At 56.8% G+C, this 25,824-nt stretch carries 12 protein-coding genes, 1 tRNA gene and 1 pseudogene; 7 read left to right on the top strand and 7 right to left on the bottom strand.

Annotation, left to right across the window (positions count from 1 at the left end):
- Positions 1 to 9: 9 nt before the first annotated feature.
- Positions 10 to 528, bottom strand: a complete 519-nt coding sequence (locus tag Fuma_RS35645) for a hypothetical protein (protein ID WP_077022350.1) — start codon at positions 526 to 528, stop codon at positions 10 to 12.
- A 127-nt stretch (positions 529 to 655) separates the two neighbouring features.
- A complete protein-coding gene (locus Fuma_RS00115; protein WP_145943853.1) occupies positions 656 to 1,324 on the bottom strand; it encodes a hypothetical protein in 669 nt (222 codons plus the stop codon).
- 313 nt (positions 1,325 to 1,637) lie between these two features.
- On the opposite strand from Fuma_RS00115, the gene pyrH reads away from it, so the two are divergent.
- The gene (gene pyrH / locus Fuma_RS00110) at positions 1,638 to 2,369 is read left to right on the top strand and encodes a UMP kinase (RefSeq protein WP_077022348.1); all 732 of its coding nucleotides are present in this window, start codon (positions 1,638 to 1,640) and stop codon (positions 2,367 to 2,369) included.
- 241 nt (positions 2,370 to 2,610) lie between these two features.
- On the opposite strand, the gene Fuma_RS34540 is transcribed toward pyrH, so the two are convergent.
- Complete coding sequence (locus tag Fuma_RS34540; RefSeq protein WP_158520811.1) at positions 2,611 to 16,773, bottom strand: Calx-beta domain-containing protein; 14,163 nt, start codon at positions 16,771 to 16,773, stop codon at positions 2,611 to 2,613.
- Between the two features lie 650 nt (positions 16,774 to 17,423).
- Between Fuma_RS34540 and Fuma_RS00100 the strand changes: the two genes are divergently transcribed.
- The 3 genes from Fuma_RS00100 to Fuma_RS00085 all read left to right on the top strand — a co-directional run bounded on the left by Fuma_RS00100 (position 17,424) and on the right by Fuma_RS00085 (position 18,977).
- Positions 17,424 to 17,509: transfer RNA gene (locus Fuma_RS00100), tRNA-Leu, on the top strand.
- Between the two features lie 914 nt (positions 17,510 to 18,423).
- Positions 18,424 to 18,681 carry a hypothetical protein gene (locus tag Fuma_RS00090; RefSeq protein ID WP_145943851.1) on the top strand — a complete coding sequence of 86 codons (258 nt, stop codon included), beginning with the start codon at positions 18,424 to 18,426 and terminating at the stop codon, positions 18,679 to 18,681.
- A gap of 104 nt (positions 18,682 to 18,785) precedes the next feature.
- Entirely contained in the window at positions 18,786 to 18,977 is a 192-nt protein-coding gene (locus Fuma_RS00085) for a hypothetical protein (RefSeq protein WP_083731692.1), read from the top strand.
- 296 nt (positions 18,978 to 19,273) lie between these two features.
- Here the strand turns inward: Fuma_RS00085 and Fuma_RS00080 are convergent, their stop codons facing one another.
- Positions 19,274 to 20,308: an aldo/keto reductase gene (locus Fuma_RS00080; RefSeq protein ID WP_077022344.1), complete on the bottom strand. Its 1,035-nt coding sequence runs from the start codon at positions 20,306 to 20,308 to the stop codon at positions 19,274 to 19,276.
- A 412-nt stretch (positions 20,309 to 20,720) separates the two neighbouring features.
- On the opposite strand from Fuma_RS00080, the gene Fuma_RS00075 reads away from it, so the two are divergent.
- Positions 20,721 to 21,401, top strand: a complete 681-nt coding sequence (locus tag Fuma_RS00075; protein ID WP_077022343.1) for a hypothetical protein — start codon at positions 20,721 to 20,723, stop codon at positions 21,399 to 21,401.
- Positions 21,402 to 21,461: 60 nt separating this feature from the next.
- On the opposite strand, the gene mog is transcribed toward Fuma_RS00075, so the two are convergent.
- Positions 21,462 to 21,992, bottom strand: a complete 531-nt coding sequence (mog, locus tag Fuma_RS00070) for a molybdopterin adenylyltransferase (protein WP_077022342.1) — start codon at positions 21,990 to 21,992, stop codon at positions 21,462 to 21,464.
- Positions 21,993 to 22,234: 242 nt separating this feature from the next.
- Between mog and Fuma_RS00065 the strand changes: the two genes are divergently transcribed.
- Complete coding sequence (locus Fuma_RS00065) at positions 22,235 to 22,654, top strand: thiol-disulfide oxidoreductase DCC family protein (RefSeq protein WP_077028000.1); 420 nt, start codon at positions 22,235 to 22,237, stop codon at positions 22,652 to 22,654.
- Positions 22,655 to 22,854: 200 nt separating this feature from the next.
- Positions 22,855 to 23,282, top strand: a pseudogene (mscL, locus tag Fuma_RS00060) (large-conductance mechanosensitive channel protein MscL).
- 345 nt (positions 23,283 to 23,627) lie between these two features.
- Here the strand turns inward: mscL and Fuma_RS00055 are convergent.
- Positions 23,628 to 24,470, bottom strand: a complete 843-nt coding sequence (locus Fuma_RS00055; RefSeq protein WP_077022341.1) for a PEP-CTERM sorting domain-containing protein — start codon at positions 24,468 to 24,470, stop codon at positions 23,628 to 23,630.
- Positions 24,471 to 25,023: 553 nt separating this feature from the next.
- Positions 25,024 to 25,746: a PEP-CTERM sorting domain-containing protein gene (locus Fuma_RS35785; RefSeq protein ID WP_083731690.1), complete on the bottom strand. Its 723-nt coding sequence runs from the start codon at positions 25,744 to 25,746 to the stop codon at positions 25,024 to 25,026.
- Positions 25,747 to 25,824 lie beyond the last annotated feature (78 nt).

Here is a 25,824-nt window from a genome sequence, read left to right as displayed (position 1 = left end):
TTGTAACGACTACTGACGCAACTTCATCGACGCGAGTTTTTCCTGGAACTCAAGAGCGAACGCTTCGTCATGTTCCAGGCAGCGGTTGTTCATCGCCAGAATTTTGCGGATCCTGCCAACCGTTTGTTTGGCAGGGCTGGTTAACTTCATGACCAGCTGATCCGGATCGAATTCTTCCAATTCGCGAACCGTATGAATGCCGAGGAATGCGAAGGCCTCCTGAGCATCCAGGTCGTTTTGGAAAACCACGGAAAGCGGGGCATCTGTAGGGATACGAGAACGCCCCATCTTCTTGCCGGCCTTCTTGGCGCGAATGCCGGTCGTCATGGTCGCGCGACGAACACCCTTCTTTTTGACAGGGCGAGCGGCCGGTTTTTGAGCCACTTTCTTGGCGGGCGCCTTTTTCGAAGCTGTCTTGCGAGCGGGCGTTTTTTTGGCAGCTGATTTCTTGGCTACCTTCTTTTTCACCGGTGATTTCGCAGTTGTGGTCTTCTTTTTCGGCTTTGTAGCGGCTTTTTTCTTCGCCATGCCAGGGGCAACCCTTCTGAATTTTGATCGAACTGCAACCCGAAAACCCCGTGGCTTTTCGGTGCGTGTCAGTTTATCAAAGCAATACAGAACTGCCACGACCACAAGGGTAGCTCTGGCAACTCTGCTACAAATTCATGAGTCGGGGGTTCTTTTGGAGAAATACGCCAAGCGTGCGAACTTCGTCCCGACACAGCAGCCCCTCGCTGTTGGAAAGAATTTCGGCAGAGACCTGCCATGCTCCGACCGTGTCCAGCAGCACTCGGCGAGTCTCCGCACTGACCGGCTGATGGTGAGGATCATCAAGGTCGGCGTTTAGCAGACGTCCATCGTCCATCACGTTTGGCGTGCGGACGCGAAAAGGCCACGTCACCTGGAGGGCTCGAATCTTCGATGCCAGCCACAGGTAGTCGGGGTTCTTTAATGGCGTCGGTCCGGCCGCCGCGACGGCCAGCAGACGACGGTTTTCGATTTGCCCCAGCCGCGCCAACTCATTCACCGCACAATAACACACGCACTGTTCAATCGGACGCAGTGGCCGGCTTGGGTGGTGACACAGCTGATGCCACGTCTTCAGAAGGCAGTCGATTTGCACCTGAGCAGCGCAACCAGACAGAAGGGGAATATGGTCCAGAAACCCGGCCGTGGCGGCTGCGTCGTCACCGTCGCGTTCGGCAGAAAGCTGCTCAAATGTCGTCAAAAACGCAGCTCGAAACGCAAGGTACCAGGCGTCGCGGGAAATCATTGTCAGGGTGGAATTTGCGGTCATCAGAAAAATGGCACACGAATGAGACACGGCGGCAGGAGAATTACAAAGGCAGGTTGTGGCCCAAGTTTTACATCATATGCTGCCTCAACGCCCGACCTGACACACCAAATCGGCCGAAATCAGCGTTGCCGGTCCGCAACCAACCGGCAGTTCGCCATCCACGACCGACCCGCGAAAGTGCAGCAAAATGGCTCGTTGACCGCACATTTGGCCTGGTTTTGCTCAAAGTCGAGGGACTTCGGCGGAGGAGAAGAAAATTCTTTATCCGAGTCGGCCGTCCAGCTTGTGGAATCAGCGAAGTTCGTCAAACTTCTCGGCTTTAACCGCCAGGAAGAGCACAATGCCCGACAATCTGATCACCCCGAAATACCAACGAATACTGCTAAAGATCAGTGGCGAAAGCTTTTGCCGCGACGGTGAATCCGGCATCAGCATGTCGGAAGTCGCCAGTATCTCGGAACAAATTCGCGACGTGATGAGTAGCGGTGTTCAACTGGCCATCGTATGTGGTGGCGGCAACATTCTGCGAGGCAAGCAGTTTGCTGAGGTCAGCGACGCCATTATCCCGTCGACAGCTCACTACATGGGCATGCTGGCCACCGTGATTAACGCTCTGGCCCTGCAGGACGCCCTGGAAAGCGCCGGCGTGGCAACTCGCGTTCAAAGTGCAATTCGTATGGAAGGCGTGGCCGAACCGTTTATCCGCCGCCGCTGTATCCGCCATCTCGAAAAAGGACGCGTGGTCATTCTGGCCGCTGGCACGGGAAGTCCGTTCGTGACAACCGACACGGCCGCGGCCCTGCGAGCTCGCGAAATCGATGCCGACGTCGTACTGAAGGGGACGAAGGTCGACGGCGTGTATTCTGACGACCCCATGAAGAACCCTCACGCGATTCGCTACACAGAAATCACTTACCGCGAAGTCATCGACCAAAACCTGCAGGTCATGGACGCTCAGGCATTCCATCATTGCATGGAACACAAGCTGCCGATCGTGGTGTTCGACTACAAACGAGTTGGCAACATCGCTCGCGTCATCGCCGGCGAACCTATCGGCACACGCGTCCACTAGGCCGGTACGCACCGGCGGGCGGTTGGCGTGGTGGGTGTGTGAGCGGGACGCGAGCTGAAGCGCCGGCGTGGTGTTCGATTACAAACGAGTTGGCGTGATCGTCGGCATGGCTCTCGTTGTTCGCCGGAGGGGCAGACGTCCGTTGTTCGGCACTGTGGTTGGGCCGTTCCCGCTGGTAACCAACGGGAACGACGCGTCCACTTCAGAGCAACAACTCCGACCGGCAGGCGGGCCGCACCGCCTATAGCTCCAGCAATAAGTCGTCGAAGTTGCTGAGAGCCAGGTCGATCAGGTTTTCCAGGTCAGAATTGATCGTGCTTTCAATGCGGGTCAGCGTCGGCGAACCGGCCACCGTGCCGTCAGTGGCGAACGTGTCACTACCGCTGCCGCCTCGCACGGTCGCCGAACCGTTGACCGTGCTACCGTTGCTGATGCCGATTTGATCGTTATTGCCGCGGCCGTCTGCAACCAGGTTGCCGGCGACCTGGCTGGCTCGCAGAGTCAGCAGGTCGTTGCCGCCGCCGGAATTGACGGAAACGTTGGCCCCAAACGATGAACGATTAGCGATAATCGCATCCGCCCCGCTGCCGGTTTCAATGTCCACGTTACCGTCGACCGTTGAGCCCTGCACGAATACGGTGGTTGGCGTGCTGCTGCCAACGACAGCCAGTTCACCATCGACCTCGGAATTCTGCAGGCTGACAAGTCCGCCGGTGTTGACGTTCAGGCTGCCGAAATCGCTGCCGTGAATACGGTGCTCATCAACGCCCGACGAATTGCCGATCGTGGCCGATCCGTTGATAACGACGTTGTCTATTGTCACCAGGTCCAAACCACCTCCAGTCTGCACGTCCAGTGAGCCAGCAGTGATTCCTGACAGCACCAACTGGTCGTCACCGCTGCTGAGCGAAACGTTCAGGCTGGCAAGCGTGCCATTGGTAGACAGCAGGAATGGAGCAGCCGATCCGTTAATTGACGTGCTGCCGGCACCGGCAATCATCACGCTGCCATCGGCAGCAGTGTAGACCACGATAGTGTTTTTCTGCGCGTCGCCGCTGATCTGGGCGTTCGAACCATTCACCGTTACCTGAACATTACCTTGACCGGTTCCGTTGTGTGCGAGTGTGTTCGCAAAGTTCAGTCCGGTGACTTCCTGACCAGTGATCGAAACCGTGTAATCCGCTGGTTGAGCGGCATTGTACAGCAACGACAGATCCTGGAAGTACGACGCGTTCAGTCGTGACACCAAGGTACCGGTGAGGTTCGTGCGAGGACTGCCATCCCATTCGTAGATGCTGCCGTCCGGAGTCACGAAGTGCCAACCCACGTCACTCCACAACCACTTCTCGTTGCGGCCGCCCCAGTTCAGGAAGTCGAATTTCGCCTCGCGGAAGTTGCGCTGCTGATTAAGGTCGTAGGCTGCACCGGCGAAGATCCCGCCGTCGCCAGACTGAATCCAGCCCGCTCGACGTTCTTCCGAAACGGTGTAGTTTCCTGGCAGAAGATTTTCGAAGCGATAGACGCCCCGTTCCCGCGTTGGGTCAATCGAACCGTTGCCGTTGCGATCGATGTCGGCCGTGGTCGTGGTCGCCACAATGTTGCCGGATTCGTCTCGCAGAGTGATGGTCCAGCCGTTCAGGTACGGTTCGCTGGAATCTCGCTGGCCATTCGCATCGACATCATGGAACTTCTGCCCTTCGATCACGCCAGTTGGTGCGTTACCGAAGTTGATGCCGGACGTCGTCTGGTTGGTTTCCACAGTAACCGTGCGATTGCCGGGCGGTTGAGCGTTGAACAACAGCGCGGGGTTAGAATGGAAGATCTCGCCGAGCCCCACAATGAGGTCGCCGCTGAGGTTTTCTCGTGGGCTGCCGTTCCATTCAAACACGTCGCCGTTCGGTGTGATGAAGGTCCAGCCGTCGTCACCGAATAGCCATTTTTCGCCGAGGCCGCCCCAGTTTTCGAAGTAGCTGCCAGTGAACCGCAGCCCTCGTTCCTGATCCAGTTCGTAGGCTTGAGCGTTCCCTGAATTCGGAGACGTTTGGCGCCAGCCCTGTTGCATAACTTCAGAGATCGTCCATGTTCCGGCACCAGTCGGAATGTTGTATAGCCCCTGTTCGGTAATAGGGTCGATGCTGCCATCATTGTTCAGGTCAATGCTGCCGGTCGTGGCTGACGTGACGACATCGCCCTGATCGTTCAGCACCTGAATCACCCAGCCATCAAGCCCCGGCTCGTTGGCGTCTCGCACACCATCCGCGTCAATGTCGTGCCACTTCTGACCGCTGATAAAACCGTCGTCCTGAACAATTGTTCCGACGGCTCGAGGGTTCGCGATTTGAACGCCAAACATGGACGACGAAATATCGACGTAGAGAATTTCATCGGGCTCCAGCCGATGATCGCCAATCACTTCCACAACCACGTTGGCGGTGAGCGGCGAATTCGCGGGAAAGCTGAGTGTTCCGTTGCGAGCCAGATAGTCGCCATCGGCGACGGTGGCCGTGCCATCGACTGTGACGAAATCAATGTCGATTGGAATAGACGCATTGTCTCGCCTGACGGTAAACGACAGGAACGAGCGGTTCGGCGATTGTTGTTCGACCACCTGAGCGTCGGTGATGGTCACGTTGACAAAATCGTCGTTATTGACGGTGACTTGCCCACGGCTGTCAGTCAGCGTGACGTTGCGGCCGCCAGCGTCCAGGTTCGTCAGGTCGACGAAGAAGGCTTCGTTCTGTTCGATCAACACGTCACCTCGAACGTTGACCTGAATCGTTGTTTCCGGGTTAGTCCCGGCAGGCAAAGTGATTGTGCCCGAGGCTTCAGTGTAGTCATTCCCGACCACTGTCGCGGTGCCGTCCTGAGTTTGAAAGTCCAACGTGACCGGCGTATCGATTGTGCCGTTTAGCCGCACCAGAAGCGTGGTGACTGGCGTGCCGGAATTGCCTTCCATCGTGGTGGAATCCACAATGCTGATTGTGGCCGCATCGTCGTTGACGATCGTGCCTACACCTTGGGCCTTCGTCAGGGCAATGTTGCGGCCATTGGCGGCGAGGTTGGTTAGGTTCACGAAGAACGCTTCATCCAGTTCGACCGTGTTATCGCCCACCACAGATACAGACAGCGATTGCGTTTCGCCTGCGGCACCTGCGAACGATAGAGTTCCGCTTGTGCTGCTGAAGTCAGACGCATCGGCCGTGGAGTCTGCCGTCGTAAAGTCAAGATTGAAAGCGGTATCAACGTTCGCCTCCAGCGTCACCGTAAACACGTAGTTTGTGGTGCCGCTGTTTCCTTCAGAACGCGAAACATCGTCAATTATGATTCCAGCGGTTTCATCGTTCGTGATCGCACCCAGGCCCTGACTGTCTGCGAGCGTAATTGCCTGCCCGTTGGTCACCAGGCCGGACAGGTCGACCTGGAATGTTTCGTCGCGTTCAACAGTAGCATCACCATTGACTGTGACGGCGAAGGTCAGGGTTTGAGGTCCGTCACCGGCGTTGGCTGCAAACGTCAGCACGTTGCCCGTGTTAGCAACGAAGTCGTTGCCAGAGACTGTTGCGGTACCTTCGACGGTGTCGTAATTAATCGACACTGGCGACGACACTTCGTTGCTGAGCGTTACCGTGAAGACAAAATCGGTGGTGCCCGCATCTCCTTCTGCGATGGTAACGTCGTCGATGCTAATGGTGGCTGTGTCGTCGTCGATGATGTTGCCCATGCCCTGAGCGTCCGCAATCGTGACGTTGCGACCGGCGGCATTGACGCTGTTCAGGATCGCCAAGAACGCCTCGTCTGATTCGACTCGCCCATCACCAGCCACCTGCACGGTAATGGTTCGAGTCTGCGGGCCGACGCCGTTGTTGGCCACGAATGCATCGCTGCCCGCCGTGATTTCCGCGAAGTCGCCATCGGCCGCCGTGGCGGTGTCGTCGGCGGTGACGTAACCGTACTGCACGGGCACATCGACTTCGCCCGACATTGTCACCGTGAATTCGAACGCTGTGTTGCCCGACGAACCTTCCTGCAGTGTGACATCGTTAATCGTCAGCGTGGCCGCATCGTCGTTGACAATGCGTCCAACGCCTCGCGAGTCTGTGACCGAGACCGCTCGACCACTGGCTGACAGACCGGAAAGATCCACAAAGAACGTTTCGTCCAGTTCGACCTTTTCGTCGCCGTTGACAGTGACCGACACCGTTTGCGTTTGCGAACGACCGTTACCAGCATTGAACAACAGATTCGTCGCGCTGCCTGCGGCGTAATCGCCATCCGTTGGGCTGGCAGTGCCGGCCGACGTGCGAGCGACAAGTCCAACGTTCGCATCAACTTCGCCTTCCAGCGAAATGGTGAATGTGAATATCGACGTGCCAGCGTCGCCTTCGTTTTGAGTAACGTCGTCGATTGTGATGGTGGCGACGTCGTCGTTCGTGATCGTGCCAACGCCCTGAGCGTCGGCGACTGACACGTTGACGCCGCTGTTGTTCAGGTTCGACAGGTTGGCGAAGAACGTTTCGTTCAATTCAACTTTCTGGTCACCGTGAACCGTCACTTCGAACGTTTGGGTCTGAGGTCCGCCGGAATTCGCGGCGAACGTGAGACCACCGCTGGAACTCGTGTAGTCGCCGTCCGCGGTGGTCGCTCGATCGTCTGCCGTCGCGTAATCCAGCGTGACATCATCAGCCACTTCGGCATCCAGACTGACGGTGAATGTCACCACCGAATCCCCGGTGACTCCTTCGCTGACGGCCACGTTATCAATGGCGATCGTTGCGCTGTCGTCGTCATTGATGGTCACCGTGGCTTGGTTGTCGATCACGCTAACATCGCGACCGGCCGCCGCCAGGTTTGTGAGATTAATGAAGAATGATTCGTCGTGTTCGACCTTTTCGTCGCCCGTGATCAGCACAGAAAACGTCTGAGTCAGCGGGCTGCCAAGGTTTGGAGGGAAGGTCAAAGTTCCACTCGCGGCCGCGTAATCGTTGTCGGCGTCAGACGCGGTGTCCGCCGCCGTGGCGTAATCGATGGAAACGGGGCTGTCGACTTCGCCCACCAACGTGACTGTGAACGTGGCGGTGGTGACTCCGGCATTGCCTTCGTCCAGTACAACGTCGTCAATGCTAATGGTCGCCGATTCGTCATTTTGAATTGTGCCGACGCCCGGTCCGGCGATGGTGACATTTCGCCCTGCAGCCACCAGGTTCCGCAAAACCAGTTCGAAGGTTTCGTTGCGTTCGACTTTGGTGTCGCCGTTAATCGTGACGGCGACAGTCTTTATTTCACCGTCGGCCCCAGAGAAGGACAACCCCGCTGCGGCCGCGCCGACGTAATCTCCGTCGCTGGTCAATGCCGTACCGTCTGCGGTGATGTAGTCCACGGTGACAGGAACATCGACGGCACCGTTTAGCGTGATCGTGAAGACCATCTGGCTGGTGCCCGCATCGGCTTCCACGACTGTCGGGCTGTCTACGCTGATGTTGGATGCATCGTCGTTGGTGATGGTGCCAGTTGCCGAAGTATTCGCCAGTGTGACATTCAGCCCGCCCGTCACAAGATTGGACAGGTTCAGCAGGAAGGCTTCGTTCAGTTCGACCATCGAATCGCCGGAAACCAACACTTCGATGCTGGCGGTTTGCGGGCCGCCAGTATTCGCATTGAATGTCGTGCTGCCGACTACGATTGGCGTATAGTCACCCCCGGCACTTGTTGCAGTGCCATCAGCGGTGTCGTGAATCAGGCTGATACTGTTGCCGATTTCTGCGTCGAGCGACACCGTGAACACAAACGACGTGTCGCCCGTGTTGCCTTCCTGCAAGGTAACATCGCCGATGGAAATCGTGCCACTGTCGTTGTTGGCAATCGTGCCAGTGCCCTGATCGCCGCCGACGTCGAATGCAACTGAGTTCGTTCCGGACTGGATGTTGCTGAGCTGCAGCGTAAAGGTTTCGTCCAGTTCGACCTTGCGATCACCATTCACCTGCACGACGACTGTGTGAGTTTCATTCGCCTGGCCATTGAAGTTAATGGTGCCGTTTGCTGAGGTGTAGTCGCCATCGGCCACGGTTGCAGTGCCGTCGACCGTATTAAAGCCAACAGAATACGGCCGGTCGGAAGCGTTGGTTGTCGAAACAGTAAACGTGTACGTTCGCAGCCCCGTATTCGCTTCCACGGACGTCACGTCGTTCACGCTGACCAGAGCCGTATCGTTGTCGATGATTTCAACTGCCGCTGAGTTGGCTCCGGTGAGCGCCAGACCGGACGACAGGTTACTCATCGTAACATTAAGGATTTCCGAAGTGGATTCGACGAGCTGGTCATCCAGAATTTGCAGAGTTGCGGTGCCCGTCGTCTGACCAGACGGAATGGTGATCCGTGTATTCGACAGCGTATAGTCACCCGCCGTGATGTTCAGACCATTGACGTTGATGTCGACCGTTTGGTCACCGACCGCTGGATTTTGCGTACGAGCCGTAACCGTGATCTGCGGTGAGCCCGATTCTGAAACGCTGATCTCACTGACTTCCAGACCAACACCCACCGTGGCATCTTCAACATCAACGGTATCGACACCCGACACGTAACCTGGTGAAGACGCAGTGACCGTGACCGTTTGAGTTCCGTCCAACACGCCATCGTTGACGCTATTGACAGGGAAGGTTACGGCCGATGCCCCCACAGGAATGATGATTGTGGACTGCACGCTGGCTTCGCCTACGTCGTCACTGAACAGTGTGACCGTTAACTGACTGTCGGTCCTCGTGTTGCGAGTCAGCGTTGCGGTTGCAGCGGCGGCTCCATCAATTTCATTAACGGTGCCAGGAGCAATCGTCAGGGTCAGCGTGCGGAGGTCGTTGTCAATGATTTCTGCTGTGACCGAATTACCATCCCAGATGGTGTTGGACGCAGAACCCACGGACGCAACGATCACATCGCGAGGCTGCTCGAACAGACTGTCGTCCACGGCCGAGATTATGATTTCCGCCGTTTCTTCGCCCGGAGCGATCACCAGCGACTGCGGCCCGGCGTTGTAGTCAACGCCTGATCCGAGTGCCGTTCCGGCAAGCGACACGTCCAGCGTGATCGGCAAGTTAGACGGAGCCGAAAGTGTGGCGATCAGTCTGGTGCTCGTCTCACCCGCTTCCGCGATCGTCGCGGGATCAAAGCTGAGTGTCACTGTCGGCGTGGCGTCGTCGTCGATCAACAGTGTCGTGGCTGAAACCGTTGTTCCCGGACTAGCGTAGTCTGCGAAGGTTAAGTTGACTGTCAGTTGCTCGTCATTCTCATCGCGATCGTCAGACAGCAACGTGATCGGCAGCGGGACACTCTGCTGCCCCGCCGGGATCACAATTTGAGTACCCGGGTCAACGTAATCCCCACCGGCGGATGCGTCTCCGCCAGTGTTAAAGGCTACGGTCACATCACGTCCGGACACCTCTGACAGCGTCAGCGTAAAGTTCGCGCTGGCAGCCGATTCGCTGTACGACGCGGCATCGGCGGCAATCGTTAGTGATGGTATGGGGTCGTCGTCGACGATCGTGACTAGCTGGCTGGCCGTTCCGATGCTGGCGAAGTCGGCGCTGTCGATTGTAAGCGTGACCGTTTCGTCGAATTCGTTAAGCGCATCTGGCAGGGCATTCATTGTGACTGACCCCGCCAGCTGTCCCGCCTGAATTACGATTTGAGTTCCCGGATCCGAATAGTCGACTCCCAGAGTTGCGTTGCCCGTGGGGCTAAGTGTGACCGTGACGTCACGGCCTGAGATCTCTGACAGTGTGGCCGTAAACGTGGCCGTGCCGCCGGTTTCTGGAATAAAGGCGTCACTAGCCGCGAGATCAATTCTCGGCACAGCTTCGTTGTCAAGAATCGCCACCTCCACCTGCTGCTGACCGTCTTCCGTGCCGTTGACGACGGCGGTGATGTCAACCACCACGGTTTCGTCGAATTCGTCCAGCAGATCGTCAATCGGAGTAATCGTCGCTGTGCCCGTCGTGCTGCCCGCCGGAATAACGATTGTCGTACTGTCGATTGTGTAGTCTGTATTTCGAACCGCATTGCCTGACATTCCGAGGGTGACTCGAACTTCTTTTCCAGACGGAGCCGACAGCGAGGCTGTCACGGTGGACGTCAGAGTACCCGCTTCCGAAATCGCCGCCGGAGCCACCTGCAGAGTAACAGTGGCCGGAGCATCGTTGTCAACAATCGTTGTCGACGCCTGCTGCACGATATTCTCAACCGCGTTCACGACGGATACAAATTCGATCACAACCAGTTCGTCAAATTCGTCCAGTGTGTCGTCCGTCACCGATACATCGATGGGCACAGACGTGGAGCCGGCGGGGATCACAACCGTCAGATTGGACGTCGGCGAAGTCGGCGTGCGCGTGTAGTCGACGCCGTCTGTCGCTGTGCCTCGCAGCATCAGATTCACGGTCACGTCTTTGCCCGACACGGCATTCAGTGTTGCAAAGAACGTGAATGTCCCGCCGTCTTCGGGAATCGAAGCGACGCTGGACGAAAGACTCACGGTTGGCGCGATGTCGTCGTCGAGAATCGTTGTTTGAGCTTCTACGGTCCCGACGACGGTCGCGTTCGTCACGTTGGCAAACCGCAACAGGACATTTTCATCGTGTTCGTCAATCGCATCGGAAGTTGCCGTGACTTTCGTTGTGGCGACCATCTGGCCAGCTGGAATCACGAGCTGCGAATGCGAAATCGTGTAGTCAACGTTTTCTGTGGCAAGCCCCAGCTTTGCGAGGTCGATCGTGACTGTCTGCCCCGATGGTTCGGACAGTCTGGCGGTGAAGGTCGCCTGTCCGAGGTTTTCGATAATCGATGCGTTGTCGACCGTGAACGTAACGGTCGGTAGTGGATCGTTGTCGTTGATTTGAACTGTTCGCTGAGACGGGTTGCCGGCGGTACCGTTGACGACGCCAGTAATCCCCAGAATGATGGTTTCCACACCCTCACTCAGCGCATCGTCGACCGTTTCGATCGATACGGTAGCCTGAGTTTGCCCGGCCGGAATCACGATCTGCAATCCGGGGGCTGGATCCAGGAAGTCGCGTGATGCACCGGTGGCCGTGGCGGTGCCACCCAGCGCCAAATTGACGGTAACGTCGAAGGATGACGCAGCCGACAATTCAAGCGTGTACACGACGTCCTCACCTTCAATCACGGCAGTGTCTGAAGGTGTGAGGGTCACCAACGGTGGCGCGTCGTCGTCCAGGATGGTAGCGGTCGCATTCAAAAACACCGGATCAATCGTGGCGTTCACCACGGAATTCGGATCAATTGATATGACGACCGTTTCATCGGGTTCGTCCAGAGCATCGGATAACCCGGTAATCGTCGCCGGTGGACTCTGCAACTGACCGGCGGGAACTGTGAGCGTCAGCGTAGACATTGAGAAGTCTGTGCCCGGGCCGGTGATGGTGGCCGAGCCGCTTAGCATCATCGTGACGGTCACGTCGGCAGTCGAAGCTTCATTCAGGACCGCACGCACAGCCGCCGTGCCTCCCTCTTCACTTAGCGTCAATGGATCAATTGCCAGACGTACCAACTTGGTTTCGTCATCCAGCACAGTCACACTGTCACTACCGGAAATGAAGCCAGTCAATGACGCGGTAATGGTTACCACCTGAGCGCCGTCAATCACGGCATCGTCAATGGCGTTGATTGGGAATGAAGCTGACGTCTGATTGCCCGCGAAAATCGTGATGCTGCTGGCGACTGTGGCTTCCGTGGTATCAGAACTCACCAAATTCACCGTCAGGTCTGCGGCGACGTCGGTGTTGCGAGTGACCATCGCCCTGGTGGCTGCCGGGCCGTCCGCTTCATTAATGGAATCGGCCAGAATGGTAATCGTCAGCGTCGGCACGTCTTCATCAGTCACGTCAACGGTATCCGCAACAGACACATGCCCAGCGGCGGTTGGTGTGATCGTTACCGTTTGAGTTCCGTCGACGAACAGGTCTGCCACGGCCGTAATATCAAAGACGGCAGAAGGCTGCCCGGCAGGAATCGTGACCATGCCCACGACGGTTGCTTCCGACGTGTCGTCGCTCATCAGCATCACGTCCAGTGGACCGCTTATGTCTGTATTGCGAGTGACGATGGCCGTCGTCGAAGGATTTGCACCGCCAGGTTCGGTGATCGATGCGTCGGCAATCGAAACTGTGATGGTGGCGTCATCGTCGTTAATGATTCCGGCTGCCACAACAGACGTATCGCCCACGCTGCCCGTCTCAACAGTTTGAACAACCACACTGAACGAAGCCGGTAGTTCCGGGTTGGTGTCGTTAATGAGTGGCACGTCAAACGTAGTGGTCGCCGTTGTCGCGCCGGCCGGAATCTCGACCGTCGCGGTCGTGGCCGTATAGTCCTGACCAGCCAAAGCTGTTCCGTCGACGGTCGTCAGCGTCAATGTTGTGGGCACAACGGCGGGTGTCGCCAAAGTTACCATGAACGAAGCCACGCCATCGTTTTCGTTGACCGTCACATCGCCGATCGACACATCCGGCGTTGTGGGCAGTGCAGATCGAGCATTCTGCAGCGACCACGCTCCACGGCCCAGCGTTCCCACGGCTAGAACGTCGTCCGTGGCATCGTATTCCATATCGAAGGCGATGACGTTCGGCATTCCACCGCCGACTTCGAACCACGTGCCGATCGTGCTGACAAACGAACCGAACACGCCCATGTTCGTGCCCACAATCAACGCATCCGACACGGCGTTGGCAATGTAAGACACACTGTAAATCGCGCTGTTCGGGAACGACGTAAACAGGTCGCCTGTGACATCAAACCATGAAGCTCCGGTATCCGTCGTCACCTGCACTTCGTTGCGAGTCACAATAGCGGCCGACGCCCAGTCGTCCGGATCGATCGTCAAGTCCACAATCAAATCAGAAGTCGGATCAGAGGCCGTCGGTGCCAAAGCCGCTCCACCTGCCGTGCGCACAAGCACGTCGTCGCCTGACCCCACCCACAAGACGTCAGCATTGTCGGTCCCATTTTTGCGACCGCCATATGCCAGTGCATTCTGGTAGATCTGGTTGCCAATGCCGCCAGCATTCAGACTGGTCGCCGTACTTCCCTGGTCCAAAGTCTCAAACGTTTCTCCAGCTCCCTGAATCACCAGGCGACTCGGATCAATCGAATTCAACTCCACAGGCGTCCTGAACACGCCGCCGGTGAACCCCGTCAATGCTGGAAAAGAGGTACTGACAAGATTGCCAGCCGCATCCCAAACAGTGCGGCGGAAAGCACTAAGATTCTGAAAACTCGAATACCGAATCGACTGCCCGCCGGCCGCCAGCGATCTGTCGTCGATGACGACATCGCCGCCGTCAGCCGTCGACAGGCTGACCCACTGAGTAGAACCCTGGCCTGGCTGATACGTTGTGCCCGTGTCCTGGTTGCCAGTCATTAACGTGTTCGACACGCTGTCGTAGGCAACGTCGTGGACTTCCGTGACCTGAAGGTCGCCGGTCATGGCAAACCAATCGCCCTGATTGCTGCGAGGATCAGTGCGACGATAGATACCGCCGTCGTCCACTTCCAGCAGGTCGCCGTTGGCGTCGAATGTCATTTCCCGCGAATCCGCGTGAGGCGCCGAACTGCTGGCCGTGCCGCCGCCAGCCGCTCCCATGTCATCGCGGTGAGTCAAATGCACCCACTGAGAACCGGCCGCCAGCGACGCGTCGCCTCGAAATAGCCGACCAGTAAAGTCCTGAGCTCCAATCGAATTTGGGAAGCTACCCGTGTCCTCATTTTGGCGAGGCTGCCGGTCTCCCCCGACGTAAACGATATTCGGATCGGTGGGGTCGGCGACAATGGAAAAGTGAATGCTTCCCTGACCGCCCGCGATTTCGGCCGGCGTGGGATTGTCGCCCGCCGTGGGTCCCTTCGAACCTCGCGGATTCAGTCCGACGTCGCCCGTATTTTCGAACGTGACCGGGTCATCCAGTTGCACCCAGGTCGCTCCGCCATCGCCAGATCGGAAGAACGCCACCGGAGCGCCAAACTCTACGATGCCCGCGTAAACGTTGTTGTGATGACCAACCGCCATCTCCAGATTCGAATTAAAGTCGGTGATGAAAGCATCTACTGCCGCAGAACTGACCTTGTTCCAGCTGGCACCACCATCGATAGACTTGTACAGACCGTTCGCGACGATTGAAAACACTTGGTTAGTGTACATGATGTCTGGGTTCGTTGGATCGACAACGAGGTCGTAGCTAACACCACCCGGGAGCCCGGTCGCACTGCCATCGTCGATTGAAACCTGCTCGAACGTTGCACCACCGTCAGTGCTGCGAAAAATACCCACGTTGCTATAGGTATAGCTGTCTGCCACGTTCACCGATACAACCACCGTGTTTCCGTTGGCCGCAATACCGCTGATGTTCGCCCCGGCCAGTTCGCCGTTGCCGTCCAGCACCTGCCACGAATTTCCGCCATCCGTCGATTTCAACAAGCCGACTCGTTCGTTGCCTGTCTGTGCATAACTACTCTGACGCCCCGTGCCAGCGTAGATCGTTTGGTTGGTCGTATCAGCCGTATCCCACACCAACGCACTAATCGACTGCGACGGCATGTCGTCCGTCAACGGCGTCCAGCTCGGGTTAACAGCCGTCGCATTGTTCGTTCTCCACACGCCGCCATTCACCGCACCAACGTAGACGACATCGGGATCGGTAGGATGAGCGATCACCGTGTGGATGGCTCCAACAATTTCACCGTTTGGAGCAACATTTTCCGTCTGTCCGTTGGTCGCCGAAAACGGCCCTTCCGCATTCCAGCCGCCAAGGTCGTCGTCCAGAATACCGATGTCGCTCGACGCCTGAATCGTCGTGTTCGCACCTTGATACACGACAGTCGCCGACGCGCTGATAGTGACCGTCTGAGTCCCATCGATCAGCGTGTCGTCTACCGCAGAAATATCGAATGTGGCCGAAGTCGCTCCGGCCGCGATCGTCACCGAATTTGTGACTGTCGCCGCCGTGACATCGCTGCTGGAAAGATCGACGACGAGTGCTTCGGTCGTGTCTGTGTTGCGAGTTACTGTGGCGGTCGTTGCCGCAGGCCCGGCCGATTCGCTGACGGCTGAAGCAAAAATCGACAGCGTCAACGCAGGCGTGTCGTCATCCGTCACGTCCAGCGATGCACTACCCGCCGCATGCGAAGTACTGGTAGCGGTGATGTTGACCGTTTGAGTTCCGTCGACAAGACCATCGTCAATCGCCGTGATGTCAAACGCGGGTGAAGTCGCCTGACCGGCCGCAATCACAACGCTCACTGGAACAGACGCTTCAGACGTATCGCTGCTGGTGAGAAAGACGGTCAACGGAGCTGACGTGTCGGAATTACGAGTCACTGTGGCAGTCGCCGCAGCGGCCCCAGCGCCTTCGGCCACTTCGCTGGCGGCAATTGAAACTGTTAACGCCGCGTCATTGGCCGCGATCGTGCCCGTCCCAGTGTCAGTAATGCCACCGACGACTCCCGAGTCCACCGATGCAACGCTGACAACAAACGTTTCGTCAGCTTCCACATCCGCGTCGTCGACAATCGCGACGTCAAAAGTTGCTGTCGCTGTTGTCGCGCCGCGAGGAATCGTGACTTGAGCCGTCGTCGTGACGTAGTCCTGTCCGGCAACGGCCGAGCCGTCGGTTGTGGTCAACGTTAACGTTGTGTCGCTGACGGCGGGTGCCGAAAGAGAAACCGGAAACGCAGCAGTGCCGTCTGATTCGTTGACGACCACGTCGCCGATCGACACGTCCGGAACGACGGAGGAATTAGCTTGCAACGCGACGCCAGCCAGCCCAAAAAATCCAGTAGGATTCGCACTGCTGTCGACACGTACCTTCATTTCGCCATTCGAGTCGGCTCGCGCAAAAACCGCATAACTCGACAAAGCGCGGTTCGACGCGCCAACTTCGCCGTTAACAACCAGCTGATTCGCGTCGTGAGGTTGAGTGAACTGAGTGAGGGTCGTTCCCGACGTTGGTTCTGAAATGACGACGCGCTGGTCAGACGCGAGTCGGTCGCCTGCAAACACGTAGACCTCATATAACTGTCCGGCGCCCAGATCCGAGAATGTCAGTTCGATATTGCCCTGGTCCGTGTACGCACGGTCGATGCCGGCCAGCGATTGAGTATGGCTTGGCAATTCTGTGGCAGGCGGCGCAAAGCTGTCGTAGATTCCCGCGCTGGTGTCGATATCGATGGCGACGTCAATCGCCGTCGCAGTGCCCGATTCGTCGACGAGGTCATTCAAACTAACGTCGGAGGTGCCAGAGAAGGCCGTCCAGTTGGTGGGTGTCGTACCGCCACCAAAATCGATCCCGACCAGGGTCAGCAGTGCTCGGCTTTCCAGCTGTTCGGTCGTTTTCTGACGACGCATCTCTCGCCGGCGGCGGCTGGGCCTGTCAGGTGTGCGGGATGACTTTCCGAACATTCGAGCCAAAAAATCAGTTAGTTTTGGTCCCTGATTGCTTCTTGCCACTGCTGAATTCCTCACTATGGTCACCCAAAAAGGCGGTCACAGGGCATGCGTGCGCATCGACCTCCGGAAGCCATCGGCACAACGGCGCGCGAGAACCCTGCATAATCAAAACGTCAGGACCAACAGGTTAGTGGTCCCAGGTGGGCAAAAGTAAGCAAATATATTTGATTTTGCTTGATTTGAAGATCACAGCCTCCGGCCGCCACGCCGCTCCGATTTTCCAGCGGGCCGACCTTCCCGCAACGGACAGATGTCGCAGGATGACAACTTCAAGATCACCCGTACAATCGCCCGAGGTTGATGTCGCGACGGGAAACAATCAGCCCCACCTCTTTCGTAAGACCGCCGCACAGAGAAGCCGACCGCTGGAAACTTTGGCCGTATTGAAAGCGTCTGGCTGCGTTCCGGTGCCGACGCCATTTCTGAGCTCGCACCTTATAATCGCAGCAGGTCGATTCGCGCCATGGTTGTTTGGCATGGGGCGAGGTTGAAAAATTCGGCACGATTCGTTTGCGGAAACGACTCCTCGCCCTATACTTCCGGCCCACGCCGGAGTGGTGGAATTGGCAGACACGAAGGATTCAAAATCCTTTGGGACTAACGTCCCGTGGGGGTTCGAGTCCCCCCTCCGGTATTTCGCCGAACGGCCTTCGCTTGAAAAACGCTGGCGGCAAGAACATTTGCTGCCCTTGAGTGGCACCGCCAACCGGCCTTCCTGTTAGCTCTCTACGGTTCGACACCGATCGAACGCGGCACGTCGAGTCGCCACGGACGATCCGCCGGCTGGGCGACACACCGCTGAATCCACCGATCAGCTCTCATGTGTCTGTCGAAGTCCGGATGAAACAGATAGTTCTGCATGCCATAGCACGGACGCCGAGCAACCAACTAAGAACCCCTAACCAAACCTGTGTGAGCCGCGACGTTTGTGGTTTCGTTTCAGGCAAGAAGTGAGAAGGAGGCGACAAATGTCGTCGACGACGAACGACGCCGCCTGAGGCGGAAACACAAGCGTCCCGGAGGGTTGCGACGACAGCAGCCGATCTGCGGCGTCAGCGCTCCTCGACGACATCTGTCGCCTCGTCACTTTTCCTTGCATCTCGACCACTGTCGTCACAACGCGGCCACACAGGTTTGGTTAGGGGTTCTAAAATGGCTGGTTTCGCCCGTCTTTTCGGCGACTGGTGCTCACGATGTGGCGATCGCGTGTCTGCGCCGGGTAACTGATACAGGCCGATCGATCGGACCGCCGGTCGGGAATTACTGTTTCACTGCCGTTTCCCTGACAAATCGCCGCATCCAGGTTTCACTTGCTGGTCGATCGAGCTAGACTCGTCCGCCGCCCGAAACTTAAACGACCTTCCAGTTGAGCGGGGGCCTGTGAATATTTGAGTCGCCGCTCAGAATTGGCTTCGCTGATCGCTGCGAAGAGTTGACTCAGGTAAGCACGTTTTCTTCCATTAGTATCAAAAGAAAGCCACGTTCGTGTTCGTTTGCCAGATGTGCGGAAAAGTTGCTCCCCCCCGGACCAAAGCTCACAGAGTCACCGTGGCGTCGCGACCTAAAGAGTATCGTGGAAGCGTTGAAGTGGCTCCGCGACGACGGTTTGGTCGATTTCGCGAGGCACCTAAGCAGCGCGATCGCGGCGGTCGAGGACACGAAATCGTCAAAGAGATGAGCGTCTGCAGCATGTGCGCTGAAGCTCATCGCGACAAGCAGCTAGCCATCGAAGAGGCTGCCAAAGCAGCGGCCGCTCAGGCAGCCGTGGAAGAGTCCGACGATTCTTACGGCGATGATGACGAATAGGGGTTGCTGAAACTCGCTATTGGGGATATTTACCCCCGCAGCTTTTGCCATTCACTTTTAACTACTCAGCTTCAACGCTGTTGACGGATTTTGGAAACGCGGGAATGAACATATCGGAGCAGCCGCCACTGGAGACTCGCCAGGAAGCCTTTCGCGAACTTGTGGAACGACAGGATAAAGGTACGCCAGTGCTGCAATCCCGCAGTGAAATCGAAAACCAGTTTTCACTCAGCTCCGAACAGGTGCTGGCGATTGAACGCGAAGGTTTGAGTAACAGCTGGCCCCCACTTGGGTAGTCGTGTTGAGAGCAGGGGCAATGTCAGAATTGTAAGCGTCACGGCACTCGCTGTGAGCTTGTCCCTGCAAATCTTATCAGCCACCAACAGCTGGCGCCGTGCCGATCATGAATCAACGATCGTGGGGCGTTAGAGCATCTGACCTTTTGTCGTAGACGGTTCGGGCTGGTGGCAAACAGCATTCATAGCACGAGACGGCTGTTCCGCGGCCACAAGTCAGCGCAACACGCTGTCAGCGTTAACCGGGGTCACGAGAATTCGTGATCCCCGGAATTGCTTTCATCCCAATCGGTGAGTTACAGCCGACGCAGGCCGTCTTCTCGTAGCGGGTTGGGGATGTCCTGATCGATTTCGTCGATGCGGTTCATCGTGTCCGCGTCCAAAATCAGATCCTTCGCCGCCAGGCTTTCATCCAGCTGCTCGACCGTCGTCGCGCCGATAATCGTGGACGCCACGAAGTCGTGCTGACGACTCCACGCGACCGCCAGCGCCGTAAGCGTCACGCCCAAATCAGCCGCGATCGGCTTGAGTCGCTCCACGGTTTCTCGCGTCCGGTCATTAAGAAACCGGTTCAGAATATTCTGCTGCCGTTCTCCGGCTGAGCGGTAGAGACTGAATCTTGCTCCTTCCGGATAGCTGTCGGTGTACTTCCCGGTCAGCACGCCGCCGCCCAAAGGCGAATATGGCAGCAATGCAATATTCTCCCGGCGGCAGACCTGAGCCAGTTCGCTTTCGCAGCGACGATTGATGATGCTGAAGTTGTTCTGCACGGTATCGTAGCGGCTGAGCCTATGCTGTTCGGCGGCCCACAAACTTTTCATCAGCCCCCAACACGTTTCATTACTGGATCCGGCGACCCGCACCTTCCCCTGCTTGATCAGCACCGTCATCGCTTCGAGGATGTCTTCATAGCGGGCGTAGTGGTCAGGCCAATGAGTCTGATACAGGTCGATATAGTCAGTTTGCAATCGCTGCAAACTGCCTTCGACGGCTCGCATAATCTGGAATCGATCCAGCGCGGTGCGACCATGCCGGACCGGCGGAACGAACCAACCGTGCCCGGGGCCCGTGACCTTGGTCGCGACGATAACAGACTCCCGCGGCTTCGTTTTCAGCCAGCGGCCCACGATTTCTTCCGTGACACCATACGTGTCAGCCGACGGCGGCACCGGGTAGATTTCAGCCGCGTCGTAGAAGTCAATGCCTTCATCGTAGGCTCGATCCATAATTTCGAAAGACAGCTTTTCATCGCACTGAGAGCCAAAAGTCATGGTGCCCATGCAGATATCGGTCACCGTGATGCCGCTGCCGCCAAGTCGTCTACGTTCCATTTTATTGCCCGAGGTTCAGTTGAAAGATATTTGGCCGGATTAAAGCGAAGGCCAGCGTGAATCGCCAATGTCCTACAGAAAATGACCACGGACGGGGCAGGGCAGCTACTGCAAGACGTCAGCGACGAAACACACTGCGATGTGTTCGGCAGGAAGGACATGAGTTGCAGCGGCAAAAGTTATCACATAGACGACACAAAGATTCACAGTGACACGTTTTGATGACACACCGATCCTCGTCGCCATTTAGGTAAACCCATACATGAAAACAACTTAGGTCGGATGGTGGGTTTCGGCACGATGTTGGCGTAGGGAAAACGGCATGACAAGCGAGTCACGACGACTTAACGGCCGCTGTTTGGCTTCGCGTCACATTCCCAATTCAACCCGCAAGTTAAACAGGACCTGAGCCATGACGATTCAACGAACTGTACTGCTAAGCCTCGCCGCTGTGTTGGCACCCGCAGCAACCACTCCGACCGCGAACGCTCAATGTCATCGCCATCGCCCGATTGCTGTCCGCCCAATCCACCATGGCCATCATGACCATGGTCATCACCGCCCAAGCAGCCGATATGTCGCCCATCGCCCACACCTGGACCACCATTATCTGCAGACGGCTCAGTTGCCCCCCGCGCCAAGGACCGTCGCGTATGGATCGTTTTCGCACGTGGACGACCTCGCGGCCCGCCTTGAAGTGCTGATGAACGAACTCTGCCTTGATCTGTACTACAACTATTCGCACAACCCCGGCTTCCACGAAACGTACGCCGAAGCCTACAGCCTGTTCCAGACAACTCGGTATATCCACGCGTCCGAACACAACTACGACCGTAACGCCATCCGTCAGCAACTTGGCGGAGCGGACACTTTGTTTCATCATATCCAGGACGACGTCCGCGGCTGGTCGCGGATTGCTCGCCGCCAAATCGGAACGCTGGGAATCCTCACAAAGATGGAGATGGCAGAAGATACGCTGCACCATCTGATGGAAGACGTGGGCGTCGTCGCTACGCCGGGCCTGGAAGAACCACCGCAGCCATCGGCGTTGTCAGCACTCTCAGTACCTCCACCACCGATCAGGATCCCGTAGTACACAGCGAACCTCCTTCTGCAGTAGCCCGACTTTTAGGAGTCGGGCTTTTTTTGCGTCCTACTTCTTTTTTGGCCGGAACGCGACGAGACGTTCTTCATTGGTTTTCAGAAATGGCCCGCCGATGAGGTCAATGCAATAAGGGATGGCGGGAAAGACGGCGTCGAGGCATTCAGCAATTGCTTTGGGCTGGCCGGGCAGGTTGACGATGAGGCTGCTGCCGAGGATTCCGGCCGTCTGTCGTGACAGGATGGCTGTGGGCACTTTTTCCAGCGAAACCTTTCGCATCAGTTCGCCAAAGCCGGGCATCATTTTTTCACAAACAGCCTCGGTGGCTTCCGGCGTGACGTCACGAGCAGCCGGGCCGGTGCCGCCGGTGGTGATGATCAGACCGCACCCTTCGGCCGCCAGCTTGCGAAGTGCCGCCTCAATATCGGGCTGTTCGTCACTAACGACGACTGGGATCCCCGTCCATTCGCTGGCGAGCACATCCGTCAGATAGTCACGGATCGCCGGGCCGCCACGGTCTTCGTATTCGCCTCGAAAAGCACGATCAGATACGGTGAGAATTCCGATAGCGGCAGCACGCATGAATGAGCAATGACGAAAAAACAGGACCAGAAAATGTAGCGTTACGTGGTACAGTTTAGCGGAGTTTGTTCGGCACCCCAAACGCCCTTCAACCATCACTGCCGGAGCACACCGTCGCTTAATTCAGCGAATGCCTCGGTCCGGAGCCATGAAGCTCGCCAGGTCTCAGCGATTGCTGTTACCACTCATCGCCTTCCCTGGATATGATTGATGCACCTGATTCCAGCGGGACCGAATACACAATGCAGCCCGAAACCAACACAACCGCAAGCACTGCTATCGTCTTCTTTGACGGCGTTTGCGGCCTGTGCAATCACACCGTCGACTTTCTGCTCAAACGCGATCGGCGAGGCGTGTTGAAGTTTGCACCGCTGCAGGGCGAAACGGCTGCCGAAATTCTGCCGGAAGAAGTGCGGAAAGATCTGAATACGTTCGTCTTCGCGGACCACGGCGACTTGCACTACCGGTCTTCTGCGATGGCACGAATCCTAATGCGCCTCGGGGGCATCTGGTGGCCGGCCGGCGCGTTGCTGTGGCTGATCCCGTCCCCCATCCGCAACGTCGCCTACCGCATTGTGTCCCGACTGCGATACCGGCTGTTCGGCCGCAAAGAGTCCTGCCGGATGCCAACCCCAGAGGAACGCGACCGCTTTCTAAGTTAGAGCAGCCTCCCTCTTGTTGTGGACGGTTCCGGCCCGTGGGAACCGGGCGACGTAGGACAATAACCGTTTCCGCGGCCACAAGTCAGCGTGAAACGCTGTAGAGCTCTTCTCTTTCCGCCTGGTTCAACTACCGTGGGCAACCGTAAACGGTAGGCCACGTTTTTTTAAACACCGATAGTTGCAGCTAGGAAGTTCACATAATGGGATTGATTAAAGAGTTCAAAGAATTTGCCATGAAGGGCAATGTTGTCAATATGGCCATCGGCATTAATATCGGGGCCGCATTCGGGAAGATCGTCAGGTCGTTGGTGAGTGACGTGATCATGCCCCGATCGGCAAACTGATCGGAGGCGTGAACTTTTCGGAGTTGAAGTACATGCTCGGAGAGTCCAAAACAGTTGCCGACGGAAAAGAAGGTGTCAAAGAGGCAGTCATCTACTACAGATCGTTCCTGCAGCATGTCTTCAATTTTCTGATCGTCGCGGCTGCCGTCTTCATGCTGATCAAGGCAATGAACCACGCGCAGAGAATTTCCGGGATGAGCGAAGAAGAAAAGAAACCCACTCCGGCCCCGCCCCCGGAAGACACCCAACTGCTCCGCGAGATTCGCGATTCCCTGGCCAGGTAATTTCTTTGCAGTGAAGCCTTCACCTCAAGTCCCGACACTCGCTTTGCCTCCATTCACCGTCGCCCCGAAAGTGCTTGCACTCCCGCAGGTAATGGGCCCGCTGAGTGGCCTCAAGAATCCAAACAACTTCTCCAAGCCTCATGCCGGACGCATCTTCTGGGAAGGAACGATTTGATACCGGGCGGTGCTGTGAAGCTGGGCGCAACCTGCGAGGTCTACTCTGTTGCATGTAGAGCTTTAGGCGCAGTCACCGGTATTGATACCACGTAGGCTGCTCTCCACGAGCCAAAGCGTACGCACACACCGGCAAACTGCTTCGACCTGAATATTAGCCGACTGGTCCGATCAGGCGACTGTCGTTGTGTCGCTACGAGTACGGAACAATCCCTTTCGACGCGCGGTTCCGAACAAAGCGATCGCGGATAGAGCAAGTAGGGATGAAGGCTCGGGGACCGGGGTTGCTGTAAATCCAATATCGACGAAAGAGGCAACCGTCATATCGCTGATGAACGAATTCGGATTGGCCCACCCGGTCATTAGCTCGTCGCGCATGTCGCGGCCTAGGGAATCGGTGATGCCGGTCAGTGCGGCACCATTCAACACCTCGTTCCAGTGACCGTTGGCGGTCCCAGGACCGCCTTCCAGTTCCACATCGGGCGTGCCAAGCTGCCCGAACTCAGACTGCCACGCGGCCGTTGCGTTGGCTCCGGTGAACTCTCCGCTACCGGACACGTAGACGTTATTTAGGTTCCAGAGTGAGCCGAAGCCAAGGATGTGGCCGATTTCATGCGTCACAACGCTTTCGAGCATTCCGGCAGCGTGCAGGGCCGCGACATCGAAGGAGTCGATTGTCAATGCTCCATCGGTCGTCAGGAAGAATCCAGAGGCGTCCAGGGCAAGTTCGGTGGGACCGGCCTGAGCGAGGATTGACCCTGCATTGTCGATCGGCGCGACGGATGCGGAAACAAATACACTCGAGATCGTCTGACCGGCCACGTAGCTGCTGTTTATGGTCGCGTCGGTGATCAATCCATCCTGATAACCAGACAGCAACGACTCCCACGTCGCTTTAGCTCCCGTGAAGGCAGATTCGTAGGCGGGGTTGCCGGAGTAGGAGACATCCAGGACCAATCCGGCAAGGGAAACGCGACATATCAGCAGGACACCCACGAAGGAAAAGAAATGCATGCCATTCGGCCTTTCAACGATGTCGCGTTAACAAACGATACTGGGAACATGCGGGACGATGAAACAACCTGTGTTAATGGGCGGCGAAGACGAATCGATTCGGTGCATTTTTGTGCCGGATCGAAGCGATTTGCCCGCCCCGGATGGGACGATAGCACTTAGCTGTGGGTGTCAGCCCAAGTGTACTTTGTCGCGTAGGTCAGTCTCTCTGAGACTGACGCCGCGACGAAGTCGCGGCTTTTTCGAGTCTCGGAGAGACTCGCCTACGTGAAAGTTTTCCGTGGCTAACGCCCACGGCTACGTGATTCGACCTATCCGAGGTCAATCGCAGTCTGCACTTCACAACACGATTGGGCCCCATTTTCGTCGCACAATACGCCTGATGGCTGGTTCCTTCAATTTTCTGATCGCCCAGCCAAGTGCTCCGGTGATCCTCGCGTTGCCGATCGCCCCAACCGCCCCGCGACGGGTGAACAAAAAAAGCCACCGAAATTTTCGGTGGCTTCATCAATGGTATCGTGTTCGACAACCAGACACGCAACTAAATTTCACACTAACTGGCCTGCACCGCTATTGCAGACTTTCGGCGACGTTGTCGAATGACCAAGCCCAAACCGCCTAGACCTAGCAATGCAAATGTACTGGGTTCCGGCACACCTACGGGTACCGGATTACCGACATCGAACGTTCCGGTGAACGAAAACGGCAAGGTTCCCTCGGACAAGCTGTTCAGCTCACTAACTGCGCCACCGCCACCCGGGGCATTGCCAATGAAAAAACTGAAGCTCTGATCGAAAATGCCACCGAACACAGACGTGTCAATATCAAATTCGCCTACGAGCGTCGGTGTGGTGCCGATTGTTACAGAGTTGTCACTGATGTCACCTAGAGGAGGTGATTCGAAATCGGTGAGGCCAGGTGTGGCCCGAAAGTTATTGGCTACCTCAGGGGTAAAGCCTGAAGGGATAGCGAGCCCCATCTGAGCTGTGATGGCGGCATCCCAAGTATAGGACTGAAAAATTGGCACACCCGTTTGAGTAGCTAAACCATTGCCAATTTCAGCGTAGACACTGAATGACTCGACATCGTTCAAAACCCCAGAATCAGAATGGAGGAAGAGGGACAATTTTTGGTTTGGTGAATTGTTCGCCAGTGGCGTTGTCGAAATCGTCGCCACGATTCCACCATCTGCAGAACTGTAGAATATACTACTAACCACCACAGCAACCAAACAGCAAGATCTTCGAAACGCTGCTCTGCTCGATAAACAAATCATTGAACATTCCTAATTAAATTGACCATCGTCGGTCGGAATTTCATTTTGTGGAAGTTAAGGCTACACGGTAACCGAACC

Source organism: Fuerstiella marisgermanici, assembly GCF_001983935.1.
GTDB lineage: Bacteria > Planctomycetota > Planctomycetia > Planctomycetales > Planctomycetaceae > Fuerstiella > Fuerstiella marisgermanici.
The sequence above is the reverse complement of the archived record's forward strand: the minus strand, read 5'-3'. Positions and strand labels throughout refer to the sequence as shown.

Bases quoted from the DNA above. Each gene is read 5' to 3' on its own strand.
- Fuma_RS00065 (WP_077028000.1), top strand. From the start codon at position 22,235: ATGCAGCCCGAAACCAACACAACCGCAAGCACTGCTATCGTCTTCTTT.
- Fuma_RS35645 (WP_077022350.1), bottom strand. From the start codon at position 528: ATGGCGAAGAAAAAAGCCGCTACAAAGCCGAAAAAGAAGACCACAACT.
- pyrH (WP_077022348.1), top strand. From the start codon at position 1,638: ATGCCCGACAATCTGATCACCCCGAAATACCAACGAATACTGCTAAAG.
- Fuma_RS00055 (WP_077022341.1), bottom strand. From the start codon at position 24,470: ATGCATTTCTTTTCCTTCGTGGGTGTCCTGCTGATATGTCGCGTTTCC.
- Fuma_RS00085 (WP_083731692.1), top strand. From the start codon at position 18,786: ATGAACATATCGGAGCAGCCGCCACTGGAGACTCGCCAGGAAGCCTTT.
- Fuma_RS00075 (WP_077022343.1), top strand. From the start codon at position 20,721: ATGACGATTCAACGAACTGTACTGCTAAGCCTCGCCGCTGTGTTGGCA.
- Fuma_RS35785 (WP_083731690.1), bottom strand. From the start codon at position 25,746: ATGATTTGTTTATCGAGCAGAGCAGCGTTTCGAAGATCTTGCTGTTTG.
- Fuma_RS34540 (WP_158520811.1), bottom strand. From the start codon at position 16,773: ATGCGTCGTCAGAAAACGACCGAACAGCTGGAAAGCCGAGCACTGCTG.
- mog (WP_077022342.1), bottom strand. From the start codon at position 21,992: ATGCGTGCTGCCGCTATCGGAATTCTCACCGTATCTGATCGTGCTTTT.
- Fuma_RS00080 (WP_077022344.1), bottom strand. From the start codon at position 20,308: ATGGAACGTAGACGACTTGGCGGCAGCGGCATCACGGTGACCGATATC.